This window comes from Parascardovia denticolens DSM 10105 = JCM 12538, assembly GCF_001042675.1.
Classification (GTDB): domain Bacteria; phylum Actinomycetota; class Actinomycetes; order Actinomycetales; family Bifidobacteriaceae; genus Scardovia; species Scardovia denticolens.
Genome location: NZ_AP012333.1, coordinates 1,494,211 through 1,508,894 on the forward strand (window position 1 = coordinate 1,494,211; position 14,684 = coordinate 1,508,894).

General features: G+C 60.5%; 16 protein-coding genes and 1 tRNA gene. 7 read left to right on the forward strand and 10 right to left on the reverse strand.

Going from position 1 to position 14,684, the window contains the following annotated elements; genetic code table 11:
- From gmk to PSDT_RS06180, 7 genes are all read right to left on the reverse strand, one after another.
- Entirely contained in the window at window positions 1-615 is a 615-nt protein-coding gene (gene gmk, locus PSDT_RS06150) for a guanylate kinase (RefSeq protein WP_231859824.1), read from the reverse strand.
- Between the two features lie 85 nt (window positions 616-700).
- Complete coding sequence (pyrF, locus tag PSDT_RS06155; RefSeq protein WP_006288803.1) at window positions 701-1,666, reverse strand: orotidine-5'-phosphate decarboxylase; 966 nt, start codon at window positions 1,664-1,666, stop codon at window positions 701-703.
- Between the two features lie 150 nt (window positions 1,667-1,816).
- A complete protein-coding gene (nusB, locus tag PSDT_RS06160) occupies window positions 1,817-2,446 on the reverse strand; it encodes a transcription antitermination factor NusB (RefSeq protein ID WP_006288802.1) in 630 nt (209 codons plus the stop codon).
- 2 nt (window positions 2,447-2,448) lie between these two features.
- Window positions 2,449-3,012 (reverse strand): elongation factor P, encoded by a 564-nt coding sequence (gene efp, locus PSDT_RS06165; RefSeq protein ID WP_006288801.1) that lies wholly within the window; start codon window positions 3,010-3,012, stop codon window positions 2,449-2,451.
- 141 nt (window positions 3,013-3,153) lie between these two features.
- Window positions 3,154-3,753: a methionine ABC transporter permease gene (locus PSDT_RS06170; protein WP_223293574.1), complete on the reverse strand. Its 600-nt coding sequence runs from the start codon at window positions 3,751-3,753 to the stop codon at window positions 3,154-3,156.
- Window positions 3,754-3,854: 101 nt separating this feature from the next.
- Entirely contained in the window at window positions 3,855-5,180 is a 1,326-nt protein-coding gene (locus PSDT_RS06175) for a methionine ABC transporter ATP-binding protein (RefSeq protein WP_006288799.1), read from the reverse strand.
- A 103-nt stretch (window positions 5,181-5,283) separates the two neighbouring features.
- Complete coding sequence (locus PSDT_RS06180; RefSeq protein ID WP_006288798.1) at window positions 5,284-6,288, reverse strand: MetQ/NlpA family ABC transporter substrate-binding protein; 1,005 nt, start codon at window positions 6,286-6,288, stop codon at window positions 5,284-5,286.
- Between the two features lie 414 nt (window positions 6,289-6,702).
- On the opposite strand from PSDT_RS06180, the gene PSDT_RS06185 reads away from it, so the two are divergent.
- Window positions 6,703-7,764: a C40 family peptidase gene (locus tag PSDT_RS06185; protein WP_144412449.1), complete on the forward strand. Its 1,062-nt coding sequence runs from the start codon at window positions 6,703-6,705 to the stop codon at window positions 7,762-7,764.
- 161 nt (window positions 7,765-7,925) lie between these two features.
- Here the strand turns inward: PSDT_RS06185 and ribF are convergent, their stop codons facing one another.
- Entirely contained in the window at window positions 7,926-9,179 is a 1,254-nt protein-coding gene (gene ribF, locus PSDT_RS06190) for a bifunctional riboflavin kinase/FMN adenylyltransferase (protein WP_006290179.1), read from the reverse strand.
- 214 nt (window positions 9,180-9,393) lie between these two features.
- Here ribF and PSDT_RS06195 point away from each other — a divergent pair.
- The 6 genes from PSDT_RS06195 (at window position 9,394) to PSDT_RS06220 (ending at window position 13,551) form a co-directional block, all read left to right on the forward strand.
- Window positions 9,394-9,483, forward strand: a tRNA-Ser gene (locus PSDT_RS06195).
- A gap of 199 nt (window positions 9,484-9,682) precedes the next feature.
- Window positions 9,683-10,231, forward strand: coding sequence for a DUF1310 family protein (locus PSDT_RS06200; RefSeq protein ID WP_006290005.1), 549 nt, complete (start codon window positions 9,683-9,685; stop codon window positions 10,229-10,231).
- A gap of 3 nt (window positions 10,232-10,234) precedes the next feature.
- Window positions 10,235-11,581, forward strand: coding sequence for a DUF2974 domain-containing protein (locus PSDT_RS06205; RefSeq protein WP_006290177.1), 1,347 nt, complete (start codon window positions 10,235-10,237; stop codon window positions 11,579-11,581).
- Entirely contained in the window at window positions 11,578-11,871 is a 294-nt protein-coding gene (locus PSDT_RS06210; protein WP_006290176.1) for a hypothetical protein, read from the forward strand. Before PSDT_RS06205 ends, PSDT_RS06210 begins: the two co-directional genes overlap by 4 nt.
- Window positions 11,868-12,155: a hypothetical protein gene (locus PSDT_RS06215; RefSeq protein WP_006288792.1), complete on the forward strand. Its 288-nt coding sequence runs from the start codon at window positions 11,868-11,870 to the stop codon at window positions 12,153-12,155. Before PSDT_RS06210 ends, PSDT_RS06215 begins: the two co-directional genes overlap by 4 nt.
- Window positions 12,156-12,369: 214 nt before the next feature.
- Entirely contained in the window at window positions 12,370-13,551 is a 1,182-nt protein-coding gene (locus tag PSDT_RS06220; RefSeq protein ID WP_006290175.1) for a hypothetical protein, read from the forward strand.
- Between the two features lie 56 nt (window positions 13,552-13,607).
- Here PSDT_RS06220 and PSDT_RS08135 read toward each other — a convergent pair whose 3' ends face one another.
- Entirely contained in the window at window positions 13,608-13,865 is a 258-nt protein-coding gene (locus tag PSDT_RS08135) for a hypothetical protein (protein ID WP_006288790.1), read from the reverse strand.
- Window positions 13,866-13,985: 120 nt separating this feature from the next.
- Entirely contained in the window at window positions 13,986-14,660 is a 675-nt protein-coding gene (locus tag PSDT_RS06225) for a holo-ACP synthase (RefSeq protein WP_223293541.1), read from the reverse strand.
- Between the last annotated feature and the right edge of the window lie 24 nt (window positions 14,661-14,684).

Below are 14,684 nucleotides of genomic sequence, written 5' to 3' on the forward strand. Positions count from 1 at the left end.
TCAGGCTTGGTCGAGGATCTCCCAGAGCTGGGAGGCCGCCTTCTCCACCTGGTCGTTGACGATGACCCGGTCGAATTCCCCCTCCAGGGCCAATTCCTGACGGGCGGTCCGCAGCCGCCTTTCCTGCTGCTGCGGAGTCTCGGTGTGACGGCCGGCCAAGCGCTTGCGTAAATCTTCGAAGCTGGGAGGGGCCAGGAAAACGTAGATCGGATCCAGGCCCAGCTCGGCGGACCGGACCTTCACCTGATGCACCCCCTGCACATCGATCTCCAGCATGGACGGCAGGTCGGCGTTCAGGTGGTCCAAGACCGGACGCAAGGGGGTCCCGTAATAATCGCTCCTGTGCACGATGGCGTGTTCCAAAAGCTCGCCTTGATCGATCATCCTTTCGAATTCAGCCTTGCTGACGAAGTGGTAGTCCTTTCCGTCCACTTCGCCCGGGCGGGGAGGGCGGGAAGTGGCGGAGACCGAGATCCACAGCTCCGGATGCCGGGCCTTCACCGCCTTCTCCACCGTCCCTTTACCGACCGCGGTGGGGCCGGCCAGGACCACGAGCCGGCGCTTCCTCTTCCCGCCGGCTCGCTTGCCGGTCTGGGCCGCCTTTTGGTCTGCCATGGTCGCCTCTGTCATGATTCCTGCTTTCTTATGCTTGATCGATACCGATGCCGACACCTGATTGAACCCCTTCTTGGCCTTGGAGTCAGCCTTCCTTCATATCTTGGGCAATCTGGGCCGGGGTCTGGCCCCCGGCGATCCGCTTCTCCATGTCGTCGAAGGCCGTCTGAATGTCGTCACGGTATTCGGTGATCTTCTTCTGGAGGCTGGGTATATCCGGCCCGTAAGCGGCGATGGCTCGGGCCACGGTGACCAGGACGTTCCCGTGCGTCCCGGCGAAGACCATCTCCAAGTCTTTGGAATTGGCCCCTTGCCAGCCGTAGCCGGGGGAAAGGATGGGGCCGGTGAAGCTGGCCGTGCTCATGCCGTTCAGGTTCATCTGATGTCCGATGGTGGCCCCGACGACCAGGCCGACCGAGCCCATCCCCTGGAAACCGTCATTGTAGTCCTGGGCGGCCCGAGCGATGCCGTAGGCCACGGTCTCCCCCTTGTATTCCCCTTGCTGCCGCAGGGAGGTCTGCAAGTCGATGGCTTCGGGGTTGGAAGTCAAGGAGGCGATGAAAACCCCATGCCCTTCGTTGAGGGCGTCTTCGATCAGACCGTTGAGGGAATGGAAACCGTAATAGGGGATCAGAGTGATGGCATCGGCGTACAAGGGCCCGTTGGGCTTCAGATAGGCGTCGGCAATGGAGGAGAGGGTGGTGGACAGACCTCCGCGCATGCAGTCCACGATGGTGATGAGACCCAGCTGACGGGCGGCGTACAAGGCCCGTTCCAAGGCGGCGATGCCTTTGGACCCGTAGCGTTCGAACATGGGCATCATGAATTTCACGGCCGCGCAACGGCCGACCACGGCCTGGAGCATGCGCATGGCGAAGAGTTCGGCCCCTTCGGCGCTCACCTGGTAACCCCAATCCCGCAGGTTCCTGCGGTGGGGGTCGATCCCCACGCAGATGGGGCCGTGCTCTTTCATGGAATCGCTGAGACGGAGGCCGAATTCCTGCCGTCTGGCGCGGTTGCCTCGCGTCGTCTGCCTGCCTGTCCCGTCCATAGCGGGCCGGGAAGGAGCGGATGAAGAAAGAGGGGTCATAGTATCGGTATCCTGCGCCATAGTTCTATTGTACAAAGGTGGAAAACGAAGGAAGGCCGATGGGGGGAAGGGGACGCGCCCCGTTCATCGGCCTTCATGCCAAGGATTCGTTTAGTTCCGGTTTTCCGGTTCGCCTTCCTCGCCGGCGAGTTCCCCGGCTTCTTCGGCCGGTTCGTCTTGCCCGTCCTGCTCAGCCCGATTGGCTTGATCGGCTTCCTGAGTCGATTCGCCTTCCTCGACGGTCTCAACGGTCTCGGTCTCTGCGGCTTCTTCGGCCTTTTGGGCGGCCAAACGGGCCTGTTCCTGTTCCCAATCGGCTTCTTCCAGACGGATCTGCTCGGCGTCCCGTTCGATGGCGGACAGCAGTCCGTGCAGGAAGTGGGGGGCCTCGTCATCCGAATAGGCTTTGGCCAAGGTCAAGGCTTCGTCGATGGCCACCTTGGCGGGGACATCATCGTTGTAGATGATCTCCCAGGCGGCCATCCGGGCTATGTTGCGGTCCAGGACGTGCATGCGTTTCACGTCCCAGCCTTCGGAATGCTCTTCCAAGGCCTTATCCACCGTCCGTCGGTGGGAAGCCACTCCCCGGACGATTTCCTGGGCGTAAGGAGGCAGAGGAGTCTGGGCCCCGGGATAGGCCAAACGCTCATCCAATAAATCGACGATCTCTTCACCCTTCTCATCGGCTTCGTACAGGGTGTTGAGGGCGCGCTTGCGCGCGGTGGTCCGTGCTCGTGCCATCTTTAGTTTTCGCGACCCAGGTAGGAGCCGTCGCGGGTGTCCACCTTCACCTTCTCGCCTTCGGAGATGAAGAGGGGGACCTGGATTTCGGCCCCGGTCTCCACGGTGGCGGGCTTGGTGCCGGCGGAAGAACGGTTGCCTTGGAGGCCAGGTTCGGTATGGGAGACCGTCAGGACCACGGAGGCGGGCAGTTCCACGGACAGGGGGTTGCCATCATGGAAAGAGACGATGCAGTCGGTGCCTTCCAAGAGGAACTTCTCCTGCTCCCCCACCAGGGATTCAGGGATCATGACCTGGTCGAAGGTCTGCATGTCCATGAAGACGAAGTTGTCCCCATCCCGATAGGAATACTGGAGGTTGCGGTTGTCCACGGTCTCGAAGTCGAGCTTGGTCCCGGCGTTGAAGGTCTTGTCCACGATCTTGCCGGACAGGACTTCCTGAATGGTGGTGCGCACGAAAGCGGGGCCCTTACCTGGCTTCACATGCTGGAACTTGATCACCTTCCACAACTTGCCGTCCAGGTTGATGACGGAGCCGTTCTTAATATCGTTCGATGTCTGTGCCATAGTTCACCCTCTTGTTTTACTTTTCGATTTCCGTTTGATTGAAGTTCGGTCTTATTGACGAATCTGGCAAAACGCTTGACCATTATGCCACAGGGGATAAACGAGCGGGTCGGCCTACCGCGGGGCCAGACGGCCCAAGGGTCAGCGGCGCAGGAGGCGCTTGGCGAAGGCGTTGGCGATCGCTTGGACGATCTGCACCAGGAGGATCATGATGATGACCGAGGCCCAGGTGACCCAAGGATTGAACTTCTGGTAGCCGAAGGCGATGGCGAAATTCCCCAAGCCGCCGCCTCCGATGTATCCGGCCATGGCCGACATGTCGAGAACGGAGATGAAGAGGAAGGCATAGGCCAGGATGAGGGGGGCCAGGGATTCGGGGATGAGGACGGAGGTGATGATCCCCAGCTTGGACACCCCCATGGAACGGGCGGCTTCGACGACCCCGGGGTCGACGGAGACCAGGTTCTGCTCCACCAGACGGGATGAGGCCACGGTGCACATGATGACCATGGGGAAGATGGCGGCCGCGGTGCCGATGGAGGTGCCGATGACGGCTATGGTCACCGGCTGCATGGCCGCCAGGAAGATGATGAAGGGGATCGGCCGGATCAGGTTGATGATCACGTCCAGGACCTTGTAGACGACGGCGTTCTCGAAAAGGTTGCCCGGTCTGGTCCCCCAGAGGATCACGCCCAGGATCAGCCCCAGGAATCCTCCGATCAGGAGGGTGACGGCCACCATGATGAGGGTCTGGAAAAGGGCCGAAGTCACAGACCCATCCTGCAGATAGGACTGGAAGTCCAGGAAGTTGCTTTGCGGGCCCACCCCGATCAGATTCACGTTCATTCGTCCTCCCCTTTCCTCGCGTCAGAAGCCGTCCGTCCCCCAGAGCCTGGGTCGGGCCCGGCCGGGACCTCCACATAGCGGTCGTAATCCAGCCGCCACTCATCCGCCTCCAAGACCCGCAGCCGAGCCTGTTCATTGGCCTGGTAAGCGGCCAAAGCTTGGTCATAATCAATCGGATGGGAAACCGACCCGAAATCCACGATGACGTTGGCCAACCGCAGCTGGTCAACATACCGGTCGAGGTCCAGGTCGCGGTCCGGGCGCCCGGCCGGAACCCCTTGCCCAGCAGCCCCGGGGGAGGCAGCGGCCGGGGACTCCTTCTGACCGCTGAAGAACTCGTAAGTGAAGGCCCCCAATCCTTTGCCGGAGATATCCTGCACTCCCCCTTGCAGGATCCGGTTGGTGATACCCCGGTGGGTCAGCATGGAAGAGATCCGCTGGCCCGAAGGGGTGATGCCCAGGGCCTGGTCGGGCGAGCGCATGACGACCGTCACCAGACGGCCGGCGGACCGAGCCCGCAAACGCTCGACCTCATCGGCCGAAGGGATGGTGTTGACGGCGGTGGAGACGAAATCGCGGGTGATCTTTTCCCTGGGCTGGGCGAAGACCCGGTACAGGGGGCCGGATTCCACCGCCTTGCCCTGGCTCATGACCAGGACCCGGTCGGCGATGTGGGTGATCACATCCATCTGATGGGTGATGAGGACGATGGTGACCCCGAAATCCTTGTTCGCCCGTTTGAGCAAGTCCAGGACTTCGGACGTGGTCTGCGGGTCCAAGGCGCTGGTGGCCTCGTCCGCCAGGAGGATGTCGGGATGGGTGGCCAAAGCCCGGGCGATCCCCACCCGCTGCTTCTGTCCGCCGGAGAGCTGGCTGGGGTACTTGTGGGAGTGCTCCTTCAATCCCACGAAATCCAGGAGTTCCGCCACCCGGGCTTGCCGGTAGTCCTTCCTCCAATGGTCCTGTTTGAGGGGGTAGTCGATGTTGCCGGCCACCGTTTTGGACGAGAAAAGGTTGAATTGCTGGAAGACCATGCCGATCTTCTTGCGGATCGGCTGCATTCTGGCCTCGGACAGGGCGGTCACGTCCTGCCCGAAAACCCGGACCGTGCCCGAAGTGGGCCTTTCCAGTTCGTTGATCAGCCTGACCAAGGTGGATTTGCCGGCGCCGGAATAGCCGATGATCCCGAAGACCTCCCCCTTGCCGATCCGGAAGGAGACGTCGTCGACGGCCACGTGCGGGTCCTGTCCCCTTTTGGCTGGGGGGAACTCCTTGGTCACATGTTCGAAGGAGATGAGGGGCTCATCCTGTTCTTCAGCCATATCCGTCCTTTGCTCGTCCTGGCTTCGCCCTGCCTTGGCTTGCCTTGCCTGAATCCTTAATCCTGAATCCTGCCTTGCCATCCGCGTTGTAGCTTGGCTCGCCCTACCTCGCCTCGGACTCCACGCTCTTGAGGATCTTCTGCAGGTCCTCGGCGGAGTCGTCGTTGAAGGCGACGTCCTGCCCGAACTGCTGCCTGACGGCCGCGCGCACCGCAGGGCTGTGGAAGATCTTGACCAGCTTACGGTAGACGGGATTGTTGACATCCTCCTTACGGGAGACCCAGACGTTGATGTAGGGCTTGGCGGACGGGGTGGTGGCCGAGTCCCGGAAGAGGGCGTTGGAGGTGCTCAGGCCTGAGTCTTTGACGTAGTCGTTGTTGATGACCCCGGCGGCCACCTGCTTGGCTTTCACCTGGTTGGCCACTTGAGCCGCGTCCAAGGGGAAAACGGAGACCCGGGAAGCGGAGGCGTCGATGTCGCGGGGGGTGGTGAAAGCGGTCCACTTGCCTTTGAGCTTGACCAGGCCGGAGGCCTGCAGTACCACGATGGCCCGGGCTTGATTGGTCTCGTCATTGGGGATGGCCACTCTGGCCCCTTGCGGGATCTCTTTGAGGGACTGGTACTGGGTGGAGTAAAGGCCGAGGGGGAAGACGGCGAAGCCGCCGATGGGCTGCAGGTCCTGCTTGTTCTTCACGTTGTAGTTGGCCAGGTAAAGGATGTGCTGGAACTCGTTGAGGTCGAGCTTGCCTTGGGCAAGGGCCGGGTTCTCGGATGTATAGTCGGTGAAGTTGCGCAGGGTCACGTAGATGCCGGCCTTCTCGGCTTCGGCCTTGAAGGCCTTCCAATGGGGGTTCTTGGCCCCGACCACGCCGATGACCACAGGGTTGGCCTGGGAGCCTTTGGGGGCTGCCTCCCTGTTCTTATTGGCGGCCCGGATGCCGAAGAAGGCTATCAGGGCGACGACCAGGACGGCCACGGCCACGAGGATGCCGTTGCGCAGGCGGTTGTCCTCGCGGATGGGCTCGACCGAATTCGATGGCTGGTCCTGATTCGATGGTTGGTCCTGCGGAGTTTGGTAAGTGTGCGGATTCTCTTGCGAAGTCGACATGCGATGGCCTTTCCTCTTGCGCTTCCCCTCTCTTATGAGGCCTGACGCGGGTTTCCGATCACGTATGGCCAGAGTCCGGAAGAGAAAGCTGATAAAACTTTTTCTTATAACTGAGTGCTTTTCTTCAAAGCATGCTTATAACCATAAAACAGGGGGGCCCGAAAATGGGCGTCTTTTAAGAAGATCGCTTATAGGTGTCTTTTATAGCAAGTGCCAAACTCCTGAAAGAGCACGGAAATCGAAGGAAAATCCTCCCCCAGACTGACGGCGCTCGCCCTCGCCATCTTTTCTCGGACTGCGAAAAAGGCAGGGAGACAGGGAGGAAACCCCGGGGATGAGAGAGAAAAGACAGGCTTCTTGTTCACCTCCGCCATTAGGATGGAAGAAAATATCACACAAGTCAGGAGTTTTACTTTGGCCCAAGGTCGACACATACCCGAACAGCCAGGCTTCCTTGCCTCTCTGAGAAAAGGAACGTCCTCCCTTGCCACCGGTATCGCCAAGACGCCAGCGAACCTCAAGGCTCTGCGTTTAGGAACCGTCGTTCCCAGCATCGCGGTCCTGGCCGCCCTGGCCGGTTCCACCTCCCCCGCTTTGGCGTCCGGCAATGGTTTGAAGGAATCTTTGGATGAAACCACGGTGGTTTCCCGTTCCGAAGACCGCTCCAGCCTTTTGAGCGAGTCGGTCACCGTCACCAGCGGCGAGAACGACACTTTCACTTTGTCCGACAACAGCACCAATTCCGCTGTCCCCTACAGCCAGACCCCTGACCAGCAAAAAGCCCATCAGACCCTGCAGGTCGCGGCCGCTTCCGCCCAAAGCACGTACGAATCTTCTTCCCAGGCGGACGCCTCCACCCGCGCCACCCTCAAGGCCAAGATCGATGAGGCCAAGGGCCTGCTCACTCGGGCCGACGCTTCGACCGCCGACCTCAACAAGGCCGCTTCCGCCACCACCGCAGCCGCCACTGCGGCCCGCAACAGCCAGGCCAGCAAGGTGGCCGCCGCCAACCGCACCGCCCAGGCCCAGAACGCCGGCGGCACCGCAGGAACAGGCGCGAATACCCGGCAGCCGGCCACCCCCTCCCTTCCTTCGACCGACAACTCCCCCCTCGTCTCCGGCAGCGGCAAGGGGGCGGCCGTCGTGGCCCTGGGCATGCAGTACGTGCACAAGGTCCCCTACGTCTTCGGCGGAGAGACCACGGCCGGATGGGATTGCTCCGGCTTCGTCAAATGGGTCTACGCCCATTTCGGGGTGAACCTGCCCCATAGTTCCGGGGCCCAGGCGGGAGCCGGCCGCGCCGTCCCCAATCTGGCGGCCGCCCAGCCCGGCGACATCATCGCCAATGGTTCCCATGCCGCCATTTACATCGGCGGCGGCAAAGTCGTGAATGCGGCGAACCCCTCCCAGGGGACCTGCGTGAGCGAATTGCGGTGGATGTTCCCCGGCGGCTACTCCATCCGTCGAATCTTCTAAGACTCCTTGTCGGCGGCGGGCGCGAATCATTCGATTCAAAGGCCGTCCGTCCACAGACATGGATAAAGCATAAGGCCCGGCATCACTTCGGGCCTTATCCATTTCAGCGAAAGGTCATACCGCGGAATGGAATCCAAGGGCCACAACCAAACGATCGGTCATCAGCTCCCCGCTTGGCCGTCGGTCAGCTCTTCCGTTCTGCGCTCATCCTCCTTCAATTGGTCGACCAGCTCTTCAGCCGAATCGAACCTGACCATGGGCCTCAGGAAGGCGGCGAAATCCACGGCCACCCGATGGCCATAAAGGTCCAGGTCATGGGAACCGAGGACGTAAGCTTCGATGGTACGGGAAACATCCTCCCCCGCTTCATGGAAAGTGTCGTTGAGGCCAACGGAGATGGCGGCCGGCAGGCGGGCCGGCTCCCGATCCCGGCCGTCGAACTCCCGGTATGGATGCCCTGAAAGGTCTTCCTGCCTGGAAGCGGCCCCTTCGGAAACGGAACCATCCCCAAAGCCATAATCCAAAAGATAACCGGCGTAGACCCCATCCACCGGAATGAAACCTTCCCGATAGCCGCCTACATTGGCCGTGGGGAAACCCAGATCGCGGCCACGGGCGTCTCCATGCACCACGACCCCCGCCACTTGCGGGTCGCGCCCCAAAACGCTCCTGGCTTCGGCGATGCGGCCCGTCGCCAGGCAATCGCGCACGTGGGAGGATGACCAATCCCGCACGGGACGCATGTGGTGTTTCTTGGTATAAGCCCGCTTCTGCGCCTTCGACATGCCTGCCAGCGGGTTGGCCGGCTCCCCCTTCCGCTGCGGAGCCTGGTAGGTGACGGTCCCAGGGACCCAGGTCCCGGCAGTCTCCCCTTGGTCATCCACCACTTCCAGCTCGAAGACCCCCACCGCCTGGGCCACGTTGCGGATGGCCTTGATGTCTCCCGACCGGTCTTTGCCCAGACGGGCGTCCTCCCCCAAAACCAGGGTCCTCATGCCGACCTTGCCCACCAGCTGCCCCAGGAAGGCGGTATAGGTGGTCTGGGCGAATTCGGGCGTGTACTCCATTTCGAAGAGGGCATCCACTCCCTGACGGGCGATCAGCTCCTCCCTCTGGCGCAGGCTCGTCAAAGCCAGGCGGTCCTCCTCTTCCGAAGCCGTCCTCCCCTCTTTCCAAGCGAGATGGGCAAAGGAGGGACGAGGGGTGAAAATGATGACCAGGGAGAAGGAATCATGCTTCCGTGCCAGCTCCACCGTTGTGGACAAGACGGCCTGATGCCCCTTATGAACCCCGTCGAAAGTGCCGATGGTCACCACGGACCGGCGTTGGGCGTCCAAGAGAGGCCAATCCACCTTGCCGTGATCATCCGGGCTGAGTTTGAAAATCTTCACGATTCCGATTCCTTTGCCTTCCATCTTGCGAACCCCGAAGGGTTTTAACCCTAGGATTGTACCTGTTCCCCTGGCCCTGCCAGGGATGAATCAGCCCTGGGCCCGCCTGAGGGAAAGGATTGGCCAGGGTCTTCTTCCACCGGCTCGCCGACGAGGACCGGCCTTCCTGGATGTCCACAGAATTCCATAAGATATATGCTTGTTGCTCCTTGCATGGGGTTCTGCTCGAATTGAATATGGAGACGTGCCTGAGCGGCCGAAAGGGGCACCCTGCTAAGGTGTTAACCGCGTAAGCGGTTCGAGGGTTCGAATCCCTCCGTCTCCGCCACCAGGCTCCGGCACCGTTCTCGGTCCGAGGCTTTTCCTTTTCTTACGCTTCCCTTGTCCTTCGTCCTTTTCCCATTCGGCTTCTTCCTCCGCCCCCTTTGCCGCATCTGAGCATGGACTCCGGTTTTTGGTGATTCTTTCAGCTTGTCGTGTGAGCGTTTCATAATGGGGTGGAAAGTTTTTGATGGAAGGAGGCTGCCGTGGCGTTGCAGAAGAAGCGTCGGATGCCTGGCTGGGTGATGGCTTTGGCTGTTCTGCTGGTCGTGGTGGTGGGTGTTCCTTCCGGTTGTTATGTGTATGAGAGGAGGAAAGCCATGGATTACCGGCAGGAGATGATTAGCATCGTCCACTCCCAGGAAGTGAAAAAAGTCATCGAAGTAAACCTAAGAGAAATAGATCCGCATGCCTTGGACGGCCAGGGGGTGATCAGAACCTACTATATCAATGACGGTTCCATTGAGCACAATCCTATGGGAGGATACGATTTCGATGTCATCGTCAACAATGACCGCAAGCTAGGCGTCAGCTTCGCCATTGATCGGCGTTATATCGCCGGCGAGGGGTACGGGCCCATCGACGGCGACGGAAGCCCTTCCGTGGAGCTGGCGGATTTGTTGGACAGGCGTTACGGGAAGGGGTGGGATGAGACGGATGACGCGGCGGAGAAGTATCGTAAGGCGCATCCCGAGGAGTTCCCCACGCCACAGAAGACCCAATCCGACAAGTCCGGTGAGAGCGGTGAGGAGTGAGTAATGGACGATTACACGGAGAAGCAGCGTATGGAGATCACTAATGAGGGGTATAAGGATGAGAATTGGCATGTCGGACATCCCTTTTCCATTGACCATTACAAGACAAAATTGGGTACGGTGACGCGGGTGGTGCGTGGCCGGGACGGGGTGAAGGGGGATAATCCGAACGGTTTGGACGCCCTGGTGGTCAAGGATCCGAAGACGAAGACGATCCGGGTGATCTACCAGGGGTCGCGGGGGAATATGCTGCTCAGCAAGGATTGGACGATGAACGATTGGCCGATGGCCGGGCGGATCATGGGGTCCTCTCCGTCGCCCCCTCCTGTGCCGGATCGGCCTTGCCCTCCTCTTCTCAACATGCTGACTCGCCCGTCTATGCCCGACCTTCGCCCTCCCTGGGTGACGGGCCAGCTGAAAGACGCGTCGCGGTTGTTGAAGAAGACGTTGAAGGACAATCCCGGCTACAGCGTGGAGGTGTATGGGCATTCCCGGGGGTCCATGGACGGCCAGTACGCGGTGTCCAGTCTGGATGAGGCGGAGGCGAAAAGAATCAAAGGCGCCTGGCTGTACGAAGGCCCCGACATCTACCCCGCCCTGAATGAGGGGCAGAAGAAGCGCGCCCGCTCCTACGGCAGCCGGGTGAAGAACTACGTGGATTCCCAGGACCTCGTGCCCATCGGCTATCGGGACGACAAGCAGGCCGTCGGCCAGGTGCGGCACGTGGAATCCACGGACGCGGGAGGCTCCAACCCGATGGACCATATCGGCAAGCAACACTCCTGGGGCGGCTACCAGTGGGCTTCCGACGGCAGCCTGGCCCTCACCGAACAGACCATCGACGCCACGCAGCTACGCACGGACACAGCCCTCAAGAACCTGCGCTCCCAGTGGGAGAAGGACGGCGGGGCGTTGTCCGCCGGGCAGAAGATCTACCTGGACTACCAGCAGGCGATGAGCCTGCTGACCGCCGTCAGCCAGGAGATGGGGCGCACCGACGCGCTGGTCGCCGCCGCCAGGAAGCATCAGGCCGCCACCGCCGGGGACGTGTGGGAGAAGGACATCACCGACATCTACGTCTACCAGTTCACCTCCGTCGGCGATCTTTCCCGCGACGACCTGGTCGACATCGCCACCCAGGAAGGCCACTCCAAGCAACGGTTCATCCAGCAGGCCACCGCCAGCATGGACGCCTACCGGGATCGGGTGAAGAAAGCCCATGAGAACCTGGACGAGCTGACACGCACAACCAGCGCCGCCCTGAAGACCCTCCTGGACAAGGACGCCCACCTGGCCACCCGGTTCCGCCAATGGGACACCCAACTCGACCACCAGGAAACCAACCTATGAACAACAACCAGGAGCGGGCGAGGGCCATGCTCGCCCAGGAGGAACGGGACTACCAGCAGGCCCTCGCCCGCATCAAACACGACGAGGACTTCCTCAACGACCAGGAGGACGCCTGCCAGACCCTCGCTTTCCGCCACCCCGCAGCCTCCCAGGACATCCTCATCGCCTCCCAAAACCTCCTCGGCACCTACCGGGACGAACTACACCACCGCAAAAACACGCTCACCCAACACCACGACCAGACAATCAACCACCTGCACACCACCCTCACAAAAGAAAACCACACATGACAATAACAAAAGAGATTCGAGACGACCAATCCGGGCAGACTGATCTTGATCTTGACGGCATCGAAAGAGCCCTCGCCCGCAAGAACATCCCCATCGTCCTTGGTACGGAACTCGTGATCGCCAAAGCGACCATTTTAACAGATATCCAACCTGTGAAAACCGACGCTTATACCCGCCTGACCACCATCGTCTCCCGCCTCAACAAAGCCATGGAAGGCAAATACAGCACAGCCATCACAGACAAATACCACGAGGAAATCAAAAAGATCAAACCAGAAAAATAGCGCCGACGATACCTCATCACATAGGGTTCCGCCTACGACCTTGCTATAAGCCTGCATAAAGGCGGAAATATTCATTGGCCTTTCTCCCGTCTCAGATTCCGGTAATCACAGGGATGTTTGTATTCTTATACAACTAGCCTGGGAGTACGTTTCCGGAGCGGAAACGGAATTGTCGAAAGCGACAAATCCGAAGATCAGGAAAGGAGAAAGTCACATGGCAAACATCGTAGCCTTCCTCTACGTGGTGGTCGCCATTTTCATTGGCGAATGGATATCCAAAAGGACCAAGTCCTGGATCCCCTCAATCTTCGTAACGGCCATCATCTTCTTGATCGGATTCTGGACGGTCATCCCCAAAGACATCACTGTCCGGGCGTCTTTCGGCGCGGAATTCACCAACATCGCCATCGGCATGCTCCTGGTCCACCTGGGCACCCTCATGAACGTGAAGAAACTCCTGCGCCAGTGGAAAGCCGTCTGCATCGCCCTGCTGGGGGTCGCCGGCACCATGCTTTTCACCCTCACGGTCGGCGTCCTCTGCTTCGGCAGGAACCTGGTCTTCTCCACGGTCCCCACCCTGACCGGCGGCCTGGTGGCGGCGGTCATGATGGCCAAGGGCCTGGCCGTAGCCCATCTTCCTGAGCTTGCAGCCTTCCCGGTCGTCATGTTCGTGGTCCACGAAATCATCAGCTTCCCCCTGATCGCCACCTGCCTCAAGTCCGAAGGCAAGCGTCTGCAGGCGATCTACAAGGATGACCCCGAGAAGGCGAAGCAAGTGGTGGCTGCGGAGACGACGAGCGAATCACGACTGAGCCGCTTCTTCACCCCCAGCGAGTCCTACAACACGTCCGCTTTCATCCTGGCCAAGGTGGCCCTGATCGCCGTCCTCGGCACCTGGCTTTCCGCCCTCACCCATGGCGCCGTCAACTCAGCCGTTTTCTGCCTGATCTTCGGCGTCATCTTCCATGCGCTCGGATTCCTGGATGACGACGCCCTCAACAAGGCCAAGGTCTTCAACTGGCTTATGTACGGGCTGCTCGCCTATGTCTTCTCCCAGCTGAGCAACGCCACCCCCCAAGCCATCGGCAGCATCATCCTCAAGGTTCTGGCCCTGATCGTCCTAGGTCTGCTCGGCATGTTCCTGGCCTCCTTCGTCCTGGCCAAGCCGTTCGGAATGAGCCGGCCCATGGCCTTCGCCTGCGCCCTGACCGCCCTGTGCGGATTCCCAGCCGATTACATCCTCACCACCGACGTGGTCCATAACCTGACCGAAGACGAGCACGAGAGGGCCTTCCTCCTCAACAGCATGCTGCCCAAGATGCTGGTCGGAGGATTCGCGACGGTCTCCATCGCCTCGATCTTCGTCGCGGAGCTCTTCCTGCGTTTCGTGCATTAGCGGCCTTGCGGCCTTCGCAGCATTAGCCTCATTCGCTGCATTCGCAACACAGTATTTCATGCCTCATACGCATTGAAGAGCAAAGAGCTGTTGGGTAATCCGTTTGCATGATTGCCAGGGGACGGGATGGCAGACGCCAGCCCGAAGCCATCCGAGACAGAACGGATCCGCGGACGCTGGAACGCCAGGGACGCCGCCAAAGCCATAAAAGAAGCAGGGCGAAAGCGACCCTCCACCAGGCCGCCGGCAAAGGAAAGCTGGCTGAAGGCGACCTTGGCCACCATGGTCGCGGCGTGAATCAGGGCGGCTTCCACAACCCGCCAAAACGATGACCGGGAGCCGGCTCAGGGCGGTCAGGACGAGGAATCACATGCTGTGAATACCTCATTACTTTAAAGAAAACGCTCCCAAAACCCGGCGACCCGTATCAGATATCAACGAATGCCAATCCCCAAGACCGCGGAAGCGTAATGCCCGTCATGGCTGATGGACAGGCGGAAGTCGACCGGCTGGTCGGATGCCAGATCCAAAGAGCCGCGGAAAGCCTTATCCAGCTTGGCGGATAAGCGTAGAGAAGGGACTCCATGGGCGTCGGCGATGATTTCGACCTCTTTCCAAGGGAAATTCTCCAAACTATAGGGATATCCACCATAGGAAGAATTCCCATCTTGGGAAAGATTCCCGTCGGAAGCGGGCTCCACGCGGGAGGAAGGCGCGAAGGACAGGAGCTGGCACCAGGCTTTGACGAAGGATTCCTTGGCGGCCCAGCGTCCGGCCAGGTGCAAGGCGAAGGAGTCGTTCTTCGTGGCTGCCCTTTGCTGGGCCTGGCGGATTTCCTGACTGGAGAAGGAGGACCGGGTGAAGGCGGAGCAGCGGGAAAGCGCGGCGGCGGCCACGAACCCGGCGGAAGAGACGGGAGCGGAGGGAGCGCCGAGTGAGGCAGGCGAGGACTGCCCCACCAGGCCGGCGAAATCGTCAATGAAGACCAGGTCATGCCCCATCCCCCACAACGGACGCAGCGGATGGCTTCCCCCCTCTTCATCTCCCACGCTTTCGGTCGTGCCACCAGCCGTGCCACCAGCCATACCATCATGCATGTCACCCATCATACTTCCGCCTTCCTTATCATCAAT